This window comes from Paenibacillus amylolyticus, from assembly GCF_001570725.1.
Taxonomy (GTDB): Bacteria; Bacillota; Bacilli; order Paenibacillales; family Paenibacillaceae; genus Paenibacillus; species Paenibacillus amylolyticus_A.
In genome coordinates this window covers 3,470,458-3,490,297 of record NZ_BCNV01000001.1, presented here as the reverse complement: position 1 = coordinate 3,490,297, position 19,840 = coordinate 3,470,458, and the positions used below count along the sequence as shown (strand labels likewise).

The 19,840-nt window shown below is 47.2% G+C and carries 19 protein-coding genes and 1 other RNA gene; 19 read left to right on the top strand and 1 reads right to left on the bottom strand.

Features of this window, described 5'->3' with window-relative positions; translation table 11 throughout:
* Nucleotides 1–170: 170 nt before the first annotated feature.
* The 19 genes from yqfC to rnpB all read left to right on the top strand — a co-directional run bounded on the left by yqfC (nt 171) and on the right by rnpB (nt 18,270).
* The gene (yqfC, locus tag PAHA3_RS15495; protein ID WP_062835500.1) at nt 171–464 is read left to right on the top strand and encodes a sporulation protein YqfC; all 294 of its coding nucleotides are present in this window, start codon (nt 171–173) and stop codon (nt 462–464) included.
* Complete coding sequence (gene yqfD / locus PAHA3_RS15490; protein WP_062835499.1) at nt 461–1,654, top strand: sporulation protein YqfD; 1,194 nt, start codon at nt 461–463, stop codon at nt 1,652–1,654. Before yqfC ends, yqfD begins: the two co-directional genes overlap by 4 nt.
* A gap of 6 nt (nt 1,655–1,660) precedes the next feature.
* Nucleotides 1,661–2,632 carry a PhoH family protein gene (locus tag PAHA3_RS15485; RefSeq protein WP_017687243.1) on the top strand — a complete coding sequence of 324 codons (972 nt, stop codon included), beginning with the start codon at nt 1,661–1,663 and terminating at the stop codon, nt 2,630–2,632.
* A gap of 16 nt (nt 2,633–2,648) precedes the next feature.
* Complete coding sequence (locus tag PAHA3_RS15480; RefSeq protein ID WP_062835498.1) at nt 2,649–4,898, top strand: HD family phosphohydrolase; 2,250 nt, start codon at nt 2,649–2,651, stop codon at nt 4,896–4,898.
* Between the two features lie 215 nt (nt 4,899–5,113).
* Nucleotides 5,114–5,611 (top strand): rRNA maturation RNase YbeY, encoded by a 498-nt coding sequence (gene ybeY, locus PAHA3_RS15475; protein ID WP_062835497.1) that lies wholly within the window; start codon nt 5,114–5,116, stop codon nt 5,609–5,611.
* Nucleotides 5,611–5,982, top strand: coding sequence for a diacylglycerol kinase family protein (locus PAHA3_RS15470; protein WP_062835496.1), 372 nt, complete (start codon nt 5,611–5,613; stop codon nt 5,980–5,982). Before ybeY ends, PAHA3_RS15470 begins: the two co-directional genes overlap by 1 nt.
* A gap of 267 nt (nt 5,983–6,249) precedes the next feature.
* Entirely contained in the window at nt 6,250–6,663 is a 414-nt protein-coding gene (locus PAHA3_RS15465; RefSeq protein WP_062835495.1) for a cytidine deaminase, read from the top strand.
* Nucleotides 6,664–6,700: 37 nt separating this feature from the next.
* Nucleotides 6,701–7,600 carry a GTPase Era gene (gene era / locus PAHA3_RS15460; RefSeq protein ID WP_062835494.1) on the top strand — a complete coding sequence of 300 codons (900 nt, stop codon included), beginning with the start codon at nt 6,701–6,703 and terminating at the stop codon, nt 7,598–7,600.
* Nucleotides 7,601–7,704: 104 nt separating this feature from the next.
* Complete coding sequence (locus tag PAHA3_RS29885) at nt 7,705–7,845, top strand: YqzL family protein (protein WP_076332313.1); 141 nt, start codon at nt 7,705–7,707, stop codon at nt 7,843–7,845.
* Between the two features lie 33 nt (nt 7,846–7,878).
* On the top strand, nt 7,879–8,631 hold the full coding sequence (recO, locus tag PAHA3_RS15455; protein ID WP_047843778.1) for a DNA repair protein RecO: 753 nt from the start codon (nt 7,879–7,881) through the stop codon (nt 8,629–8,631).
* 158 nt (nt 8,632–8,789) lie between these two features.
* The gene (locus tag PAHA3_RS30225; RefSeq protein WP_145151055.1) at nt 8,790–8,996 is read left to right on the top strand and encodes a hypothetical protein; all 207 of its coding nucleotides are present in this window, start codon (nt 8,790–8,792) and stop codon (nt 8,994–8,996) included.
* 44 nt (nt 8,997–9,040) lie between these two features.
* Nucleotides 9,041–9,928, top strand: a complete 888-nt coding sequence (glyQ, locus tag PAHA3_RS15450; protein WP_062835493.1) for a glycine--tRNA ligase subunit alpha — start codon at nt 9,041–9,043, stop codon at nt 9,926–9,928.
* Nucleotides 9,921–11,996, top strand: coding sequence for a glycine--tRNA ligase subunit beta (gene glyS, locus PAHA3_RS15445; RefSeq protein ID WP_062835492.1), 2,076 nt, complete (start codon nt 9,921–9,923; stop codon nt 11,994–11,996). Before glyQ ends, glyS begins: the two co-directional genes overlap by 8 nt.
* A 229-nt stretch (nt 11,997–12,225) precedes the next feature.
* A complete protein-coding gene (locus PAHA3_RS15440; protein ID WP_371327914.1) occupies nt 12,226–12,693 on the top strand; it encodes a YaiI/YqxD family protein in 468 nt (155 codons plus the stop codon).
* Nucleotides 12,694–12,740: 47 nt separating this feature from the next.
* The gene (dnaG, locus tag PAHA3_RS15435) at nt 12,741–14,561 is read left to right on the top strand and encodes a DNA primase (protein WP_036615029.1); all 1,821 of its coding nucleotides are present in this window, start codon (nt 12,741–12,743) and stop codon (nt 14,559–14,561) included.
* Nucleotides 14,562–14,604: 43 nt separating this feature from the next.
* On the top strand, nt 14,605–15,744 hold the full coding sequence (gene rpoD / locus PAHA3_RS15430) for an RNA polymerase sigma factor RpoD (protein WP_062835490.1): 1,140 nt from the start codon (nt 14,605–14,607) through the stop codon (nt 15,742–15,744).
* A 184-nt stretch (nt 15,745–15,928) separates the two neighbouring features.
* On the top strand, nt 15,929–16,687 hold the full coding sequence (locus PAHA3_RS15425) for a tRNA (adenine(22)-N(1))-methyltransferase (protein ID WP_062835489.1): 759 nt from the start codon (nt 15,929–15,931) through the stop codon (nt 16,685–16,687).
* Nucleotides 16,663–17,778 (top strand): Nif3-like dinuclear metal center hexameric protein, encoded by a 1,116-nt coding sequence (locus PAHA3_RS15420; protein ID WP_062835488.1) that lies wholly within the window; start codon nt 16,663–16,665, stop codon nt 17,776–17,778. The genes PAHA3_RS15425 and PAHA3_RS15420 overlap by 25 nt, the downstream gene beginning before the upstream one ends.
* A gap of 82 nt (nt 17,779–17,860) precedes the next feature.
* Nucleotides 17,861–18,270, top strand: an RNA gene (rnpB, locus tag PAHA3_RS15415) — RNase P RNA component class A.
* A gap of 255 nt (nt 18,271–18,525) precedes the next feature.
* On the opposite strand, the gene PAHA3_RS15410 is transcribed toward rnpB, so the two are convergent.
* Nucleotides 18,526–19,755 carry an aminotransferase-like domain-containing protein gene (locus PAHA3_RS15410; protein ID WP_062835487.1) on the bottom strand — a complete coding sequence of 410 codons (1,230 nt, stop codon included), beginning with the start codon at nt 19,753–19,755 and terminating at the stop codon, nt 18,526–18,528.
* Nucleotides 19,756–19,840 lie beyond the last annotated feature (85 nt).

The window sequence follows — 19,840 nt, the reverse complement described above, 5'->3', positions numbered from 1 at the left end:
CTATTGGACGGAAATAGAGCCGTCTCTGGTGAGCATAAAGCCGCCGGAGACGGCTTTTTCTGTGTTCTATCCTTTTTTCTCAACATTCGTATCTAACACACCCCGGAATTTTCATAAATTCATGAATCTGCGCATAAGTTGAACTGTAGAGGAAGGGGGAAGACCTTCGAATGACCCGGATCAGCCGCAAGCTGCGCAGATGGACCAGTGAAGTGTTGGATCTGCCGCAGGATGTGCTTTATGATATGCCACGGTTAACCCTGATTGGCAGTAAGCAACTGTATATAGAGAATCATCGCGGTGTCATCCATTTCACGCCGGATCGCATCGTGCTGGCTCTTTCCCAAGGCCAGTTGGAGATCAAAGGGACTGCTTTGGTGATACGCAACATTTTGCCGGATGAAGTAGCTGTTGAAGGAACAATTCTGGATATTCATATGAATGGAGTGGAGGGGAACAGATGAAGCAGCCCAGTCTGTACAAACTGCGGGGAGCAGTCCGAATCACGGTCACTGGGGGAGACATTGAAGCATTGATCAACACGGTAGCAGAGCAGGGACTTGAAGTGTGGAACCTGCGTGCTCGCGATGGACGCGTGGCAGAGATGAACATTCTGCTGCCGCATTTTTTCAGGCTGCGTCCGATGTTGAAACGGACAGGCTGCAGAGTGAAAGTGACCCATCGCAGCGGTTTTCCTTTTTTTGCGGCCCGACTATTGCGAAGGAAGTTTTTTCTCGGGGGAATGTTGTTTTTTGTGGCAGCTCTATTTGCGTTGTCGTCTATGGTGTGGAATGTGGAGGTCAAGGGTAACGTTACCATTCCTACGGACGAGGTGCTCGCAGCAGCGAAGAAAGAGGGGGTATACCCTTTCCAGTGGGGGTTCCGCTTGCAAAGCCAAGACAAGCTCTCCAGACAGCTCGCACTCGCCCTGCCGGATGTAACCTGGATTGGTGTGAGCAAAGAGGGGACAACCATTACCATTCAGGTCGTGGAATCGGCGCAACCGAAGCGCGAGCCATTACTGAATCCCAGACATTTGATCAGCAAAGCAGATGCTGTTGTCACTCAAATCTATGCAGAGCAGGGACGTCCTGTTGTTCAGAAGGACATGCGTGTCAAAAAGGGTCAGGTATTGATCTCGGGTATTCTCGGGGATGAGGAGAACACCAAGACCATCGTTGCCAAAGGTGAAGTTCGTGGACTGGTATGGCGTGAGTATCAGGTAGAAGTCCCGCTTGTTCAAAAACATAACACGATGACAGGTGAGAGCAAAGAACGTTTTTACATGGTGTTGGGGAAATGGGCGATCCAACTATGGGGATATGGAAGTACACCGTTCAGTTCATTTGATACCGAGAGCAATCACAAACCATTGACCTGGCGATCCTTTACACTTCCCATGGGCTGGCTGACAGAGAAGGACCTGGAGACCCGAGAGCATGAGGAACAACAAACGATAGAATGGGCCAGAACAAAAGGATTGGAAGGAGCAAGGAACGATATTATCGCCAAAAACGGCAAAGGAACGAAAATTATAAGTGAAAAAATTTTGCATGAGAAGAAAGAGAATGGTAAAGTTTATATGAAAGTCTTATTTGAGGTAGAAGAAAGCATTGCGGAGGAACTTCCGCTAGTCCATAGTCAAGGAGAATGAGGATATTTGTCAGAGCAAACACGCAGCATACAAATCTCCCTCCAGAGTGCGGGAGAGGGCCAATCTCTTTTTGGACCCCAAGATACTTTTCTTAAATTGATTGAATCCGAGATTCCCGCCCAGATTGCATCCCGTGAAGCGGAGATTGTGATTTTCGGCAATGCACAACAGGTGGAATCGCTTGAACAATTATTTGATGTGTTACTGCAATTGATACGCAACGGATACGTGTTAACCGAAAGAGATGTGAAGTATGCGATTGAACTTGCCAAGGATATGCGGGCAGACCAGCTATTGGATCTGTTCAAGGGTGAGATTACGACGACATACCGAGGTAAACCAATCCGTGTTAAAACCATTGGACAGAAGCACTATGTAACTACAATTAAAAAACGTGATATTGTATTTGGCATTGGTCCTGCCGGTACGGGTAAAACCTACCTTGCTGTTGTACTGGCTGTTGCCGCAATTAAAGAAGGTAGCGTCAAACGTATCGTACTCACACGGCCTGCTGTTGAAGCGGGAGAGAGTCTTGGGTTTTTGCCAGGTGATCTTCAGGAGAAGGTAGACCCATATCTGCGACCGCTGTACGATGCCCTGTATGACGTTATGGGACAGGAACAGACCGCTAAGGCACTGGAGCGTGGGTTAATCGAAATTGCGCCACTCGCCTACATGCGGGGGCGTACACTGGATGACTCCTTCATCATTCTTGATGAAGCACAGAACACAACACCGGAACAGATGAAGATGTTCCTGACGCGTCTTGGTTTTGGCTCCAAAATGGTCATCACCGGAGACGTGACACAGATTGATTTACCGCGTGGTAAGAAATCCGGGCTTGTGGAAGCGAATACGATCTTGAACGAAGTTAACGAGATTGGATTTGTCTATTTTGCCGAGCAAGATGTTGTGCGGCATTCCCTCGTCCAGAAAATTATCGTGGCTTACAACCACGCCGCAGAAAATCAAGCATAGAAAGGGATTGTCTAAAGTGACCTCGAAGGAACCGTCAAAAGGCAAATCTTTTCAGAATAAGGCTACAGGATGGAAGTATAGCGTGTGGGCACGCTATCTTCTGTTTTTGTTTCTGGTGATTCTTTTCTACGTGAGTCTGGCTTCCAAGCTGCTCCCCGAGCGGTATGATATTCAGGAAGGTACACGGAGTGAAGTGGATATTGCTGCGCCCATGCAGATTCCGAATAACAAGGCCACACTCAAAGCACAGGAAGAAGCGGCTGAACGCGTACAGCCGATATTTCAGATCGTGCAGATGCGGAACGAAAATTTGATGACAACCTTGCTTGATCGTGTAGATCGATTGAACCAGGATGATCAGATTTCAAGTCAGGATAAGATTGATATTTATCGGGATGAAATTCCGCAACGCCAGAAGGATTTTGTGACCAACTATATCAATAATAATCGGAAAGCCGGTACATACTCCGAGACGCTGTTGGAAGAGATCAGAAATGTGGTACAGGAGCAAAGCTACCGTATTCCGGAAGAGACCTACATCAAAATCTCACGTCTGACATCGGATGATATCCAGGAGATGAAACCAGTTGCGAGGGACATTGTTGCACGGTTAATGACGGATCAGATTAGCGATGCAACCACTGCGCGTGCCAAAGTAGCCGAGATGGTGAGTGTCAGCTCTCTTAGTAAGCGCACGCAACGTGAGGTGGTGCAGGAGCTTGCTCGTCTCGTGGTGACCTCTAACCGCTTCTACGACGAAGAGGGAACCAAGGAAGCCAAAGTACAGGCGCGTGAGAACACGCAAACCGTCTTTATCAAGCAAGGGGATACATTAGTTGCCAAAGGTGAGATGATCACCCCGGAAATGTATGCTCTCCTGGATGAGAATGACTTGCTGAAAAATGAAGTGAACTACTGGCCACAGCTTGGACTTCTTATGTTTTCCTGCCTGTTGTCGGCAGCAATTCTGATGTATATTCAGCAATGCAGCGGAACGCATTTCAAATATAATAATGCGCAGCTGTTGATGCTTGTTCTCATTTTTATTATTACGATTGTAGTTATGCATGTCACGGCGATTATCCAGACCAATGAGAGGTCTTATGTTGGCTTCCTTGCACCAGTTGCGGTAGGGGCAATGTTAATTGCGCTGCTGCTGGATACGTCGCTTGCCTTTGTATGTTCAATATTGATCGGTATGTTGTCCAGCATCATTTTGAACACGCATCAGGGTCAGCTTTTTGACTTCGAATTAGGGTTCTTCGCCGTGCTAGTTTCGTTTGTTGCGATCTTCGCAACACATAAGGCTAGTCAGCGATCAACGATCCTGAAAGGGGCCATTATGGTCTGCCTGTTCGGGTCCATAGCCGTCTTCACACTGGCTTTGATTGACTCGGGAGATTGGAACCGAACCACAACACTGTATGGCGTTGGATTTGCATTTGCTGGAGGCGTATTGACGGCCATACTGGTCATCGGGCTGATGCCATTTTTCGAAACATCATTTGGTATCTTGTCAGCGCTCAAACTGGTGGAATTGTCTAATCCGAACCATCCGCTTCTTCGCAAGTTACTGACGGAGACCCCGGGTACCTATCATCACAGCGTTATGGTAGGGAATCTGTCTGAAGCAGCAGCAGAAGCCATAGGAGCTAACGGATTGCTCTGCCGAGTGGGTTCGTATTATCATGATATTGGCAAGACGAAACGACCCATCTATTTTATTGAAAATCAGAACAATATGGAGAATCCGCATGATTCCATTGATCCAAAACTGAGCAAATCTATTATTGTTGCCCATGCGCGCGATGGTGTGGAAATGCAGAAGGATTATAAGCTGCCCAGACCTATTCGGGATATTGCGGAACAGCATCATGGCACGACATTTCTCCACTATTTCTATCACAAAGCACTGCGACAGGCGGAAAAAGCAGGCGTTGAGCCTGATTTCACGGAAGAAGATTTCCGTTATCCTGGGCCGAAGGCTCAGTCGAAGGAATCTGCTATTGTTGGCATTGCCGATAGTGTGGAGGCTGCTGTGAGATCTTTGCGCAAACCGACAGTGGAGCAAGTGGAGTCCATGATTGAGAAGATTATTAAAGGAAGATTGGATGATCATCAATTCAATGATTGCGACCTTACGATGCGTGAACTGGATATCGTCGCCAGAACATTGAAAGAAACGGTGATGGGTATCTTCCACTCCCGGATAGAATATCCGGAGGAGATCAAGAAACCGAAGCCGACTTCACCCGAAGCAGGCTAATTCAATAGTTCGTGTTCAAAAAGGTTGGTTTTCAGTACCGAGAAGATGGGATGAAGTTAGAAATGGAGTAGCGGAGCGTAGGGAAAACTACGTGAGCAACGGACATTTCGGCTGAATTCCATATTCGATGCTGATGATGCCCTTAGGCATCATTCGTAATCAAAAGCGGGCTTTTTGAACAACCTCTAATATTAGCAGACAGGAGTTATGAAAGAATGAGTCTTAATCTGGCATGGAATAATGAACAACAGGATAAAGAAATTACAGAACCAATGATTGCAATGCTGGAACAGTTGCTGAATCTTGCTGGAGAAGCGGAAGGTGTTGCAGACGGGGAAGTGGCTCTGACTTTTGTGAATGATGAGCAGATCCATGAGTTGAACCGTGATTATCGCGGTATTGACCGTCCTACGGATGTATTGTCCTTTGCAATGAACGAGACGGTGGATGAAGAACTCGATATTATCTATGAGCTGGACGAAGATGAAGAAATGGAAGAAATGCCGGATGTTCTTGGAGACATCATCATTTCCGTTCCACGGACCATCCTGCAAAGTGAGGAGTATGGACATTCATTTGAACGTGAGCTTGGTTTTTTGTTTGTCCATGGTTTCTTGCACCTGCTCGGATATGACCATCAGGATGAAGCTAGTGAGGCTGAAATGATGGGCAAACAAGAGACGGTATTGGCCCAGGCCGGGTTGACACGATAATGAAAAGACGCTCCTGGGGTCTGGTATTCCGCAATGCTGCGGAAGGAATCGCATATGGGTTGCGGACTCAGCGTAATGTGAGAGTTCACACGGGAGTGGCTGTTTTGATGTGTGTAGCCGGCTTTTTTTTCAGAATCTCAAGAATAGATTGGATGTTTGTGCTAACCGCTGTCTTTTTGGTTCTGGTGACTGAATTGATGAACACGGCTGTAGAGGCAGCGGTTGACTTGGCACATCCCCATATCCATCCGCTGGCAAAAGCGGCAAAGGATACCGCGGCCGGGGCAGTTCTGCTGGCTGCGGTATTCGCCGTCATCATCGGTTGCATCGTTTTCATCAAGCCGGTGATGAGCTGGCTGGGTTTGATCTGATTTTGTATTAACTTTGTTTTGATTCGTTTTGTTTTGATTTTAATACTACACACAAATATAAATTTGCTTGATGCAAACACGATAACGGAGAGGTCAGAAGAAACCTGAAGAAACGAAGTGTGCGCCTTTATCCCCGGATTTTCCCTTATTAAAAGGGATCAAAAAAATCTGGGGATAACAGCGCTCGGAAGGTTGTTCTGACAGCGAAGTGTCCAGTGTAAATGCACTAGTTTGATTTTATATTGCACCCTAAGGGAGAGAATATTGATGGATAACGGTTTGTTAATGCAAGAGGCAATTAAGGCACGTACGAAGGCGTACACGCCTTACTCTCATTTTGGTGTAGGTGCAGCTTTGCTTGACAGTGAAGGGCATGTGCATCATGGTTGTAATATTGAGAATGCTGCGTATACCCCAGGTAACTGTGCTGAGCGTACAGCGATGTTCAGTGCCATTGCAGGTGGCCAGCAGCCTCGCAGCTTCAAAGCGATTGCCATTGTGGGAGACACGGATGGTCCGATTGCTCCATGTGGCGTATGTCGTCAGGTCATGTACGAACTGTGTGAACCCGATATGAAAGTCATCTTGGGGAACATGAAAGGTGATCTGCAAGAGACCACCGTTGCTGAACTGTTACCTTGGGCTTTTGGGCCTTCTGATCTGAATTCTGCTAAAAAATAAACCAATATTCCAGGCCTAGGCGCCTGAGGAGGAACATATGAAAAAACAAGCATTCAAATCCGGTTTTGTAGCCATTATTGGACGTCCAAACGTAGGTAAATCCACACTGATGAACCAGGTGATCGGACAGAAAATTGCGATCATGTCGGACAAGCCGCAAACGACACGTAATAAAATTCATGGTGTGTATACATCCGAACATCAGCAAATCGTTTTCCTGGACACACCGGGGATTCACAAACGTCAATCCAAACTTGGCGATTACATGAACCAGACTGCTCTGAACACACTTGGAGAAGTAGAAGCAGCGCTGTTCCTGATTGACGCTTCGGAGGGCATGGGTGGCGGTGACCGTTACATTGCGGAACAGTTGAAAAATATCCGTACGCCTGTCATTCTCGTCATGAATAAAATTGATAAAATTGAGCCGGAAGCTCTATTGCCTCTCATCGAGGAGTATCGCAAACTGCATGATTTCGCTGAAATCGTACCTGTATCTGCCATGCTGGGCAGCAATGTAAGCACCCTGCTGGAACAGCTCGGCAAGTATTTGCCTGAAGGTCCTCAGTACTATCCTGATGACCAGGTTACTGACCATCCGGAGCAGTTTGTATGTGCCGAGTTGATTCGTGAGAAGATTCTACAGATGACTCGTGAAGAGGTACCTCACTCCATTGCTGTAACGATTGAGGATATGAAAGTTCAGGATAACGGTGTCGTTTATATCTCAGCCGTCATTTTTGTGGAACGGGATTCGCAAAAAGGGATCATTATCGGGAAGCAAGGTGCGCTTCTGAAAGAAGTGGGCAAACGTGCTCGACATGACATTCAGAACCTGCTTGGTTCCAAAATTTTCATGGATCTGTGGGTTAAAGTGAAAAAAGACTGGAGAAATCAGGATCGAGTTCTGCGTGACCTTGGCTTTGGCCGCGACTGATCGTCGGAATTGTATCCAGTAATTGCAACACATAGTTTACCTTGCAAGACTCCATCCTATTTGGTAGATGCAGACGTCATTTCCGAAGAGAGGATGAAATTCCGATGCGAGATTTTTCGTGGAAGGTTTTTGCGATGACGGGGGACGTGGAGTCCTATTTGTTATATACCGAGGCGTGTAACTCGTTAGGACAGGAGTCGGAACCTGCAAGGGAAGTGATTGAAGATGAAGAAGCCGAGGTATAACTGGCTGATTCGGGAATGGTTAGGTGACGAGGCATGCTATACAGGGTGGAAGGGATTGTCATCCGCAGCATGGACTACGGCGAAGGGAACAAAATCATTACGCTTTGCACCGAAAGCGGCGGGAAAGTAGGCGTACTCGTCCGCGGTGCCAAAAAGCCCAAGAGCCGACATGCTGCACTGGTGCAGCCGTTTACGTATGGTCAATATGTATATTTTCGCAATACAGGTCTAGGTACACTGAATGCTGGAGAAATTGTTGAATCCTATCATGAGTTGCGTGAAGATCTGGTCAAGGCCTCTTATGCCTCTTATGCGTGTGAACTATTGGATCGCGTGCTTCAGGATGAAGAGACAGGTACTTTTTGGTTCAAACAGTTAAAGGCGTGTTTGCAGGCGTTGAAGGAAGAGAAAGATCCGGTTGTTATTACAAGTCTGTACGAAATGAAAATATTACAGGCATCCGGTTATGGTCCGCAGTTTGATGAATGTATCTCCTGTAACCAGGAGCGACCGGATGAGCAGTTGTTTATTAGTCCCAGACTTGGCGGCGTTCTGTGTCGTGCATGCAAACATTTCGATCCTCCGGCGATGTCAGTCAGTCCAAAGGCTCTGAAGTTGTTGCGTTTGTTCGCACAGTTGGATCTGCAGCGCTTGGGAAATATATCAGTGAGTGAATCTACCCGTGATGAGATCAAAAAACTGATGCGGGCCTTTATGGATCATCAGCTTGGTCTGAATCTTAAATCCCGTTCTTTCCTCGATCAGATGGAGAAGTACGGGATTTGAGGCGTTCTGCTGGAAGTGAAACTATATCTTGACTTCATACTAGATTTTATATATTATGAAATATAATTTCTCTTTATGAGACATGCATTGAACGAGAAAGTAAAAGACTGGATTTATTGCATTTGTGGGGGCAAGTTGTTGTAGTACACTTGTGAATCATGAATGAGCGAGCCGGGGATGGTGGAAGCCGGGCTAAATCGGTCTTTGAAACGGCACTCGGGAGCATGAATGGACACGGAAAAGTGGGCTGGAACGAACAGAGTCATCTGTTTGATCCAAGCCAAGTAGGGTGGAACCGCGGGAATAGCTCTCGTCCCTACGTCTGTACAACAGGCGTAGGACGGGGGCTATTTATTGTTGTCTGAACCGTTCTAAGCTTGCTAACAAACCATTGAAAAGGAGCATGATTATGAATTTTCAGCAGATGATTTTAACGCTGCAACAATTCTGGGCCGAGCATAACTGTATTATTGTCCAGCCATACGATACGGAAAAAGGGGCAGGTACGATGAACCCGATGACCTTTTTACGTTCGCTTGGACCGGAACCTTGGAAAGTGGCTTATGTAGAGCCTTCCCGTCGTCCTTCGGACGGACGTTATGGTGAGAACCCTAACCGGCTGTACCAGCATCATCAGTTCCAGGTGATCATCAAGCCTTCTCCGGATAATATTCAGGAAATTTACCTGGAAAGTCTGAAGCGTCTGGGCATTGATCCGCTCAAACATGATATTCGGTTTGTTGAAGATAACTGGGAGAACCCTTCCCTTGGTTGTGCAGGTCTTGGTTGGGAAGTATGGTTGGACGGAATGGAAATTACGCAATTCACGTATTTCCAACAGGTTGGTGGAATCGAGACGAATCCGGTAGCTGTTGAAATTACGTATGGTATGGAGCGTTTGGCTTCGTACATTCAGGATAAAGAGAATGTGTTTGATCTGGAATGGGTGGAAGGTATCACTTATGGTGATGTATTCCGTCAGCCAGAATTCGAACACTCCAAATATACGTTTGAAGTATCTGATGTCAAAATGCTGTTTACCCTCTTCAACATGCATGAAGAAGAAGCAAACAAAGCCATGGCGCAGCATCTGGTATTCCCGGCATATGACTATGTGCTGAAATGTTCCCACACGTTCAACCTGTTGGATGCACGTGGAGCCATCAGTGTAACGGAGCGTACGGGTTACATCACACGTGTGCGTAATCTGGCTCGCCAAGTCGCTGCAACATATATGGAAGAGCGTGAGAAGCTAGGCTTCCCGCTGATCAAGAAAGGGGGAACCGAGCATGTCTAAGGATCTGTTGTTTGAAATTGGGCTGGAAGAAGTACCTGCACGCTTCATGCGCGCAGCAATCGCACAGCTGCAAGAACGTGTTGTGAAATGGCTTGATGCATCCCGCATTGCTTATGGTGAAGTGAATGCATATGCCACACCACGCAGACTGGCTGTTTTGATTCAGAATGTAGCTGAAAAGCAGGAAGATATCGAGGAAGAAGTGAAAGGTCCTTCACGCAAAATTGCACTGGACGACAGTGGCAATTGGAGCAAAGCTGCACTGGGATTCGCCCGCAGTCAAGGTGTTGAACCAGACCAGTTCACGTTTAAGGAATTAAACGGAGTCGAATATATCTATGCTACGAAGAGCAGCAAAGGTGTGGAAACGGCTTCTGTGATTGGCGAAGGTCTGCTTTCTGTATTGCATGCCATGACGTTCCCGAAATTCATGCGTTGGGCTTCCTATGATTTCAAATTTGTACGTCCAATCCGCTGGATTGTGGCTATGCTCGGCAGTGATGTTATCGACCTGGAAGTAACAGGCGTCAAGTCTGGCAATGTAACTCGCGGACATCGTTTCCTCGGCAAGGAGGCCGTGATTTCCAATCCGTCTTCATACGTGGAAGTTTTGCGTTCGGAACATGTTATTGCAGATGTTCAGGAACGTGAACAGATGATCGTATCCCAAATTCAGGCACTGGCTGCTGAGAAAAAATGGGATATTGCGATTAAGGAAGACTTGCTGGAGGAAGTACTGTTCTTGGTTGAAACACCTACGGTATTGTTCGGTACATTCGACTCTTCATTTTTGAATATTCCACAAGAAGTGTTGATTACTTCCATGCGTGAGCATCAGCGTTATTTCCCTGTACTGGACAATGAGGGTCAATTGTTACCATTCTTCGTAACGGTACGTAACGGTGGAAGTGATTCACTGGATGTTATTGCCAAAGGGAATGAAAAAGTACTGCGTGCACGTCTGTCTGATGCCAAGTTCTTCTATGAGGAAGATCAGAAGCTACAGATTAAGGATGCATTGTCGAAGCTTGAAAGTATCGTCTTCCAGGAAGAGTTGGGAACGGTTGGAGATAAAGTACGTCGTATTCGCAAGATTGCCGATGGGCTTGCTGCCAAACTGCAAGTATCCGGTGATGTTGCCGAATCCGTTAGCCGCTCAGCAGATATCTGCAAATTCGATCTGGTGACACTGATGGTAGGTGAATTCCCGGAACTGCAAGGTGTGATGGGTGAAGATTACGCTCGTAAAGCTGGCGAAAAGGAAGAAGTGGCCAAAGCTGTATTCGAACACTATCAGCCACGTTTCGCCGGAGATCAATCCCCTGCTTCTCTTGTCGGTGCCATTGTGAGTGCTGCGGATAAAATGGATACAATCGTGGGTTGCTTCTCCATCAACATCATTCCAACAGGTTCTCAAGATCCGTATGCGCTGCGTCGTCAGGCTGCAGGTATTGTACAGATTTTGCTGGATCACAAGCTCCCGCTGACATTGTCAGATGTGTTCGGAGTGGCACTTCAAGTGCATGCCCAGATGAACCTGTTGAAACGTGCAGATGAAGAAGTTCGTAAAGATCTGCAAGACTTCTTCGGACTTCGTGTGAAAAAATTGTTGTCCGAAACCGTCCGTTACGACGTCGTGGATGCCGTAATTTCTTCCGGATTCGATGATATCAGCGCTGTGGTTCCAAAAGGTGAAGCGTTGATGGCAGCTGTTCTGACAGGAGACGCATTCAAAACAACGGTTGAATCGTTCAACCGTGTGGGTAATCTGGCTGCCAAAGCATCCAATGCTTCCGTACATCCGGAACTGTTCACAGAAGATGGAGAGCGTCAGTTACACGAGGCATGGAGCAGAACGAATGCAGAGTACCGTCAGGCGTTGACTCAGCACGATGCTGCTGAAGCGCTGGCTATTGCATCCGCTTGGAAGGATGGTATTACCTCATTCTTCGATTCGGTTATGGTTATGGCTGAAGATGATGCTGTTCGTGCGAACCGACTTGCACTGCTCGCGGCTATTGATCGTGACTTGAAAGGATTTGCTGATTTTTCCAAGTTGGTTTGGTAATTGGGCATATTTCATGAGTCCTTTTCCACAGTCTTGGAGCAATGCTAAAATTCAGTATTAAAGAAGGATATATGAGGGTATAAATATACGGAACGGGTTGTGAAATGTATTTTTGACAACCGCTCCGTATTTTAGCCTTTGATTTCCCTCGTTCCGGCAGAAGGATTTTGCCTGGCCGGGGTCGTATATTACAATATGCAGCTATTTTATGAAACCGGGTGGTCTGGGTTTGAGTGAGTTAAATATACGCCACATTGTTGTGGATGGTGATGCTTGTCCGGTCAAAACCGAGATTGCGCAAACCGCTCGCCTATTCAACGTCCCTGTACTGTTAGTCTCTTCATTTGATCATTTGCTTCAAGGAGGAGAAGGGGTGCGAACCGTGCAAGTGGATCGTAGTGATCAGAGCGCAGACCTGTATATTGCTAATCATATTAAGCCATACGATGTGGTTATCACTCAGGATTATGGACTTGCGGCACTTGCGCTTGGCAAACGTTGTTATGTTTTATCCTTTCGTGGTCGTGAGTTTAACGATCGTGACATTGATTTCATGTTGGATTCTCGTCATACTGCGGCCAAAGCACGAAAAAGAGGCCATTACGGAAAAGGCCCAAAGCCTTTCACAGAGCAGGATCGAGAAATTTTTCAACATAAACTGACAAAACTTTTAAAAGATTTGCAGGAGAATGTGTAAGTTTATCGAATTATATTTACGTGTTGAAGAGATGAAGGTGGCCAGAGATGAGTACCGGACAAGGCGGTATACCCGAAAGTATTATTGAATCGGTGTTACAGCAGAATGATATTGTCGATACGGTGAGCCGATTTGTGCATCTGACCAAACAGGGGAAGTATATGAAAGGCCTCTGTCCTTTTCATTCTGAGAAGACGCCTTCGTTCACCGTTACACCTGAGAAACAGATTTTCTACTGCTACGGTTGCGGCACGGGTGGAAATGCCATCAAATTCAGGATGGAAATCGAAGGGTTATCCTTTCCCGAGGCTGTCAAGACGATGGCGGAAGAAAGTCACATCTCTATGGGCGACTGGCAAGGGCGTGAATCTGCTCATGTGAATCCGGAGACGGAACGTCTGTTGGAGGCTTATGAGCTTACCGCGAAGCTGTATCATTTTTTGTTGAAAAATACAGAGCACGGCAAGTCAGCCATGGAGTATTTACGCTCAAGAGGTTTTGGCGACAAGTTGATCGACCAGTTCCAGATTGGGTTCGCACCAAATCGTTGGGACACCCTGGTACAATTTCTCGAAAAACGTAACTATCCGCTTGAAGAGATGGAAAAGGGTGGACTTCTGTCGCCGCGAAATGAAGGTCAGGGATATGTGGATCGATTCCGAGACCGGATTATGTTCCCGATCAATGGCAGGAGCGGTAAGCCGATTGCATTTGCAGGACGCATATTGGGAGACGGGCAACCGAAGTATCTAAATTCACCGGAAACCCGGTTATTTAACAAAAGCCGTGTCCTCTATAATCTGCATCATGCCAAAAATGCAATTCGCAAACAAAGACAAGCCATTTTGTTCGAGGGATACGGTGATGTCATCTCCGCATGGGATCAGGATATCCAGAACGGTGTAGCGGCAATGGGTACTGCGTTAACCGAGAATCAGGCACTGATGCTCAAAGGGATGTGCGACGAGGTCATCATATGTTATGACGGCGACCGAGCAGGACAGGCTGCTGCACTCAAAAACTTTCCCATTCTTGAGGAAGCCGGATTGCAGGTCAAAGTGGCTCTCATACCTGAGGGACTCGACCCGGATGATTTTATCCGGAAGCATGGTGGTGAGCGGTTCCGAAACCAGATTGTGGACGGCGCCGTGACAACTACAAAATTTAAACTTATAAACTTAAAAAAAAGCCATATACTGCTAGAGGGTGGCGGACAAATCGCCTATTCGAAAGAAGCGGTAAAATTGATTGCCCCCTTACCTTCTCCAACTGAGCGGGAAGTGTATCTTCGTGAACTGGCTGCAGAAGTGGACGTATCCTTCGAAACATTGAAGCAGGAGTGTAATGAAGAACGGGAGGCGATGAAAAATAACCTCCAGTTTGGGGATAATAACCCGAAAAGGTGGAATAATGGTAGGCAACAAAATAGGCAGGTGCCTACACCCAATCTGTTGCCGGCTTACCACGCTGCTGAACGCAAACTGATTGCCTGGATGTTGCAGGATGATGAGGCTGCCCAGTACGTGAATGAGCATCTTGGTGAAGCTTTTAACTTGGATGATCATGCAGCTATTGCTGCTTATCTATATGCCTACTATGCGCAAGGCAAACCGTCGGATACAAGCCGTTTTATGTCTTCACTGCATGACGATCGCCTGGAAAAGACGGTTAGTTCAATCTCGATGATGGATGGTCCAGGTGAATGGAGTATTCAAATGCTCGATGATTGCATCAGGGAAGTGCTGAAGCATCCGCGTAAGAAAGAGTACGATTTGAAAAAAGAAGAAATGATTGCTGCAGAGCGGGCAGGTGATTCTGTACGCGCGGCACAGATTGCAATTGAAATGATTGCCCTAGAGAGACAGTGAACGTCTGATTATTGGATGTTTCTAGGGAGGAGGGAGTCGAGTTATGGCGAATGATCAGCATACTGAACTAGAAACAGAATTGACACTGGATCAGGTTAAAGATCAATTGATTGAATCAGGTAAGAAAAGAGCTTCGCTGAATTACAAGGAAATTATAGAGAAACTCTCTCCTTTTGAGCAAGATGCAGAGCAAATGGATGAGTTCTATGAGCAACTGAGTGATCTGGGTATTGATGTAGTGAATGAAAATGATGAAGAGGTTACACTTCGTCCTAGTGAAGATTCCGAGAACAACACCAGAGAGGGAGAGGACGAATTCCACTTTGATGATGACCTGAGCTTGCCGCCAGGTATCAAAATCAATGACCCTGTCCGTATGTATCTCAAGGAAATTGGTCGTGTGCCATTGTTGTCGGCAGATGACGAAGTACAACTGGCCAAACGGATTGAGAACGGGGATGAAGAAGCCAAGCGTCGTCTGGCTGAAGCGAACTTACGGCTCGTTGTCAGTATCGCCAAGCGTTACGTTGGACGTGGAATGTTGTTCCTTGATTTGATTCAGGAAGGTAATATGGGTCTGATCAAAGCGGTTGAGAAGTTCGACCACAAAAAAGGATACAAGTTCAGTACGTATGCCACATGGTGGATTCGCCAAGCGATTACTCGTGCTATTGCTGACCAGGCGCGTACCATTCGTATCCCTGTGCACATGGTAGAGACGATTAATAAGCTGATCCGGGTATCCCGTCAGCTGTTGCAGGAACTTGGGCGTGAACCGACACCAGAAGAAATCGCTGCTGAGATGGATCTGAGTGTGGAGAAAGTTCGTGAAATTACGAAGATTGCACAGGAACCGGTTTCTCTGGAAACACCGATTGGTGAGGAAGATGATTCCCATCTGGGTGACTTCATTGAGGATCAGGAAGCACTTGCTCCGGCGGATGCTGCTGCGTATGAGTTGTTGAAAGAACAGCTCGAAGATGTACTTGATACATTGACTGAGCGTGAAGAGAATGTTCTTCGTCTACGTTTTGGTCTGGACGATGGACGGACAAGAACGCTGGAGGAAGTCGGCAAGGTATTTGGAGTTACGCGTGAGCGTATTCGTCAGATCGAAGCCAAGGCTCTTCGTAAATTGCGTCACCCGAGTCGTAGTAAACGACTCAAAGATTTCCTCGAATAATCGAACTATGGGAGACTTTCCGCAAGACGCTTTAGCGGCGGCGGGGTCTCCTTTATTTTTAATTTAAACATCTTGATTTCTTGGTTTTGGAAATTCATCCTTGAAATGTTTGATTGGATTTTATTTTATCGCTTTTCCTTGTTCAATGCAAATCAATAAATTAAATGAATGGTGTAGGTGCTTCATGAAACTTTCGAATCGATTACAACGAATACATGATCAAATTCCCGATGGCAGCCGCATGGCTGATATCGGTTCAGACCACGCGTTGCTGCCAGTAGCCGCGATCCGCAGTGGGAAAGCCGCAAGTGCAGTAGCCGGGGAAGTCAATCCTGGCCCTTATGATGCTGCATGTAAACAAGTCAGTGATGCTGGCCTGAAAGAGAAAATCACAGTGCGTCGTGGAGACGGGCTTGATGTGGTTTCTGCGGGAGAAGTGGAAGTCATCACCATTGCAGGCATGGGTGGTGCTCTTATTGCTTCTATTTTGGACCGAGGTTTATCCAAACTGGAAGGGGTCCAACTCCTGATTTTGCAACCGAATGTGGGAGAGGATATCCTCAGACGCTGGTTGTTGGAGCATAATTGGGTAGTTGTAGCAGAACAGTTGCTTGAAGAAGACGGTAAGCTCTATGAAATTATCACGGCGATGCCACAATCCGTAAGCCCGATTGCAAATATTGAGGTATATCGTGCACGTCCGCTTCAAGGCGGGGTAGAATTGACGGAAGATTTGCTGCTGCGGATGGGACCTTATTTGGTGGATCGTCCAACGGATGTGTTTTTTGCCAAATGGGAAAGTGAGATCGTCAAGCTGCAAGGGGTTGTTAACTCCATCTCCAAATCCGATCAGGATTCTTCCCGGGACAAGGCGGCTGAGGTCGAGCGTCTGATCGCAAACTTGAAGGAGGTTTTGGCATGTTTGCCAAAGGTCAAACTGTAATTCAACTGATGGAGCAGCTCGCTCCGAAACATCTGGCTGTGCCGGACGACCGCATTGGTCTGCAGCTGGGCAGTTTGCAAAAAGAAATTAGTCACGTTCTTGTGGCTTTGGATGTGACGGATGAAGTGGTGGACGAAGCGATTCGCATCGGAGCCAATCTGATTATCGCGCATCATGCCATCATTTTCCGACCGGTTAAGTCACTTAGTACGGATACCCCTATGGGTAAATTGTATGAAAAACTGATTAAGCATGATATCGCTGTCTATATCAGTCATACGAACCTGGACGTAGCCGAAGGTGGCATGAATGACTGGATGGCCGAGGCACTCGGCATCGAGAGTAAAGAATCGCTGGAGGATGTACACACAGATCATCTGTACAAGCTGGCTGTATTTGTACCTCGCACGCATCATGAACAGGTTCTTCAAGCCATTCTGGAAGCCGGAGCGGGGAGTATCGGTCAATACAACAAGTGCAGCTTCAACACAGAAGGTACAGGAACATTTGTACCAGGTGAAGGGACACAGCCGTTTATTGGTACCCAGGGGCAGATGGAACGTGTAGAAGAAATGCGGATTGAGACCATTGTGCCTCAAAGCCTGCGGAGTAAGGTTGTTCAGGCGATGCTTAAGGCTCACCCGTATGAAGAAGTGGCGTATGACCTCTATGCAATGGATTTAAAAGGGCGTACGCTCGGTCTGGGACGCTTGGGACCCCTTAGGGAGCCTAAGACATTAGGTGAGCTCGTGGAGGTCGTTAAGACCCAATTTAATGTTCCTCATGTGCGTGTAGTAGGGGATCTGAACAAACCAATCAAAAAAGCAGCGGTTCTTGGCGGCTCTGGCAGCCGTTACGCGCTTACGGCTCGCTTCAAAGGCGCGGATGTTATTGTGACGGGGGATATCGATTATCACACGGCTCATGATGCGTTGATGGCCGGCATGTGTATCATCGACCCGGGACATAATTCCGAAAAGATTATGAAACCGAAAACAGCCGATTGGCTTCGTTCCCGTTTGCAAGATAAACGATATGATACGCAAGTTACAGCTTCAGAGGTAAATACGGAAGTATTCCAGTTTATCTAAAAAGACAGTTGCTGTGCGATTCCCAGTAATATTAAGCTTGTCTGGGAACCCAAATGCCTGTATACTATGTAATGTTGTTCGGAAAGTTTGACAGACAATCGCTGGTGGCCTTTGTTGCCACGAGAGGAAAGTCCGGGCTCCACAGGGCAGGATGCTGGATAACGTCCAGTCAGCGCGAGTTGAAGGATAGTGCCACAGAAATGGACCGCCGATGGCCGGATTCTCCGGCACAGGCAAGGATGGAACCGAGGTGTAAGAGACCCCGAGGAACGCTGGTGACTTCGTTCCTGGTAAACCCCATCTGGAGCAAGACCTAATGGGACACAGCCGCCTTTTCGGAGGAGGCAACCTTAGCCCGAGGTGTGTCTAGGTTGGTCGCTTGAGCTGTACAGCAATGTATGGCCTAGATAGATGATTGTCGCTTCTGGTGGGAGGGTAGTTCCCGTATGAACCACGAAGAGCACAGAACCCGGCTTACGGTAAGCTTTCCTAACTGCAACAACACTAAAGCAACACAATGTAGTCCACCTATCAGTCGAGGACAACTCGTATGAATCATTCGATGGCCTGACTGATCAGAAGGACCCATGAACATCTGAAAAAAACATAACTCCTGTTGATAACAGGTTCTATAAAAATAAGGCGGCAGTTCCGAGATTCTCGGGCCTGCCGCCTTATTTTTGTTTCTCATATCAAGTTATTTAACCTTCATACGCTAATAAATAGCGAAACGTTCATGACAGTTCATTACAGTGTAACGACACTGTCCGATGTTAACGAAGCATGCCAGCGTTGAATGGCGCGATCCATTCGTTCTACAGCTTCCGGGAGTAGCTCGGGATCCGTATGCGTGAAGTTGATCCGCATGCGGTTTAGCTCCGGTGTACCCGCATAGAAGGAATCACCCGGGACAATGCACACTTTCTCCTGAATACCGTAAGTGAACAAATTGCTTGCAAGCATGCCTTCAGGCAATTGCAGCCACAAGAACATGCCACCTTGTGGTGAATTCCACGAGATGCCTTCCCATGCTTTGGCTGCCATAAGAGTCGTCAGTGTTTTCATGCGTTTTTCGTAATCCTCTGAAATCTGGCGGATATGCGCATCCAGATCGAAAGATTCAAGCAGTGCGTGAAGAGCTCTTTGGTCGATGCTGCTGGAATGCAAGTCGGCACCCTGTTTAGCCCGTGCTGCCATTTTGACAATATCGGGAGCTGCAAGAATCCAACCCGTACGAAGACCCGGTGCTACCGTTTTGGAGAACGTACTGGTGTAAACGACATTAGAAGGGCCTTCATAGGATGCCGCATCCAATTCTGCGAGAGCAGGGACATCCAATTGCTCCGGATTGAACCGAATTTCGCCATAGGGATCATCTTCGAGGATGAGTACACCATACTTGCGGCATAGGTCCACAGCCTGCTGACGTCTTTCTCGTGACCATACTTTACCCGTAGGATTGGAGAACGTTGGGTTGATATAGACGAGCTTTGGACGATGCAGCTGGAGCTGTTCCTCCAGAGATTCAGGCAACATGCCGTGATCATCACAGGCTACGCCGTGAGATTCAGCCTGATAGGAATGAATAACTTGCAGGGCAGCGAGGTAGGTAGGTGATTCAACCAGTACGCGGTCACCCGGATCAAGAAGGATGCGACAGACCAAGTCAATGGATTGCTGTGAACCCGTCGTGAGGAGCATGTGGTCGGGTGAAGCAGGAATGCCTTTGGATTCAAGACGCTCGGCGATTTTGGCGCGAAGAGGACGGTAACCTTCAGTCTCCGCATATTGAAGAGCGGCTGCTCCGCTCATAAATACTTTTTCATATGCAACGCGGATAGCTTCCAGCGGGAATGAAGTCTGCGCTGGTAATCCACCGGCTAGTGAGATCATTCCAGGTGCCTGAGCGGCCTGGAGCATGTCGCGAACGACAGAGGACGGGGTGTTTTGTGCCATTTTGGACCAAGGGATACTCATGTTATTCTCATCTCCTGTTATTCACTGTTATACTGATATTATAAACTATAATAGACGGACTGCACTATAACAGTAAAATGAAGAT

Excerpts from the sequence above, each read along its gene's own strand:
- glyQ (WP_062835493.1), top strand. The coding sequence starts at position 9,041 with ATGAATTTTCAGCAGATGATTTTAACGCTGCAACAATTCTGGGCCGAG.
- PAHA3_RS29885 (WP_076332313.1), top strand. The coding sequence starts at position 7,705 with ATGCGAGATTTTTCGTGGAAGGTTTTTGCGATGACGGGGGACGTGGAG.
- era (WP_062835494.1), top strand. The coding sequence starts at position 6,701 with ATGAAAAAACAAGCATTCAAATCCGGTTTTGTAGCCATTATTGGACGT.
- PAHA3_RS15410 (WP_062835487.1), bottom strand. The coding sequence starts at position 19,755 with ATGAGTATCCCTTGGTCCAAAATGGCACAAAACACCCCGTCCTCTGTC.
- PAHA3_RS30225 (WP_145151055.1), top strand. The coding sequence starts at position 8,790 with ATGAATGAGCGAGCCGGGGATGGTGGAAGCCGGGCTAAATCGGTCTTT.
- recO (WP_047843778.1), top strand. The coding sequence starts at position 7,879 with ATGCTATACAGGGTGGAAGGGATTGTCATCCGCAGCATGGACTACGGC.
- glyS (WP_062835492.1), top strand. The coding sequence starts at position 9,921 with ATGTCTAAGGATCTGTTGTTTGAAATTGGGCTGGAAGAAGTACCTGCA.
- PAHA3_RS15425 (WP_062835489.1), top strand. The coding sequence starts at position 15,929 with ATGAAACTTTCGAATCGATTACAACGAATACATGATCAAATTCCCGAT.
- rpoD (WP_062835490.1), top strand. The coding sequence starts at position 14,605 with ATGGCGAATGATCAGCATACTGAACTAGAAACAGAATTGACACTGGAT.
- PAHA3_RS15420 (WP_062835488.1), top strand. The coding sequence starts at position 16,663 with ATGTTTGCCAAAGGTCAAACTGTAATTCAACTGATGGAGCAGCTCGCT.
- PAHA3_RS15470 (WP_062835496.1), top strand. The coding sequence starts at position 5,611 with ATGAAAAGACGCTCCTGGGGTCTGGTATTCCGCAATGCTGCGGAAGGA.
- ybeY (WP_062835497.1), top strand. The coding sequence starts at position 5,114 with ATGAGTCTTAATCTGGCATGGAATAATGAACAACAGGATAAAGAAATT.
- yqfD (WP_062835499.1), top strand. The coding sequence starts at position 461 with ATGAAGCAGCCCAGTCTGTACAAACTGCGGGGAGCAGTCCGAATCACG.
- yqfC (WP_062835500.1), top strand. The coding sequence starts at position 171 with ATGACCCGGATCAGCCGCAAGCTGCGCAGATGGACCAGTGAAGTGTTG.
- PAHA3_RS15465 (WP_062835495.1), top strand. The coding sequence starts at position 6,250 with ATGGATAACGGTTTGTTAATGCAAGAGGCAATTAAGGCACGTACGAAG.
- dnaG (WP_036615029.1), top strand. The coding sequence starts at position 12,741 with ATGAGTACCGGACAAGGCGGTATACCCGAAAGTATTATTGAATCGGTG.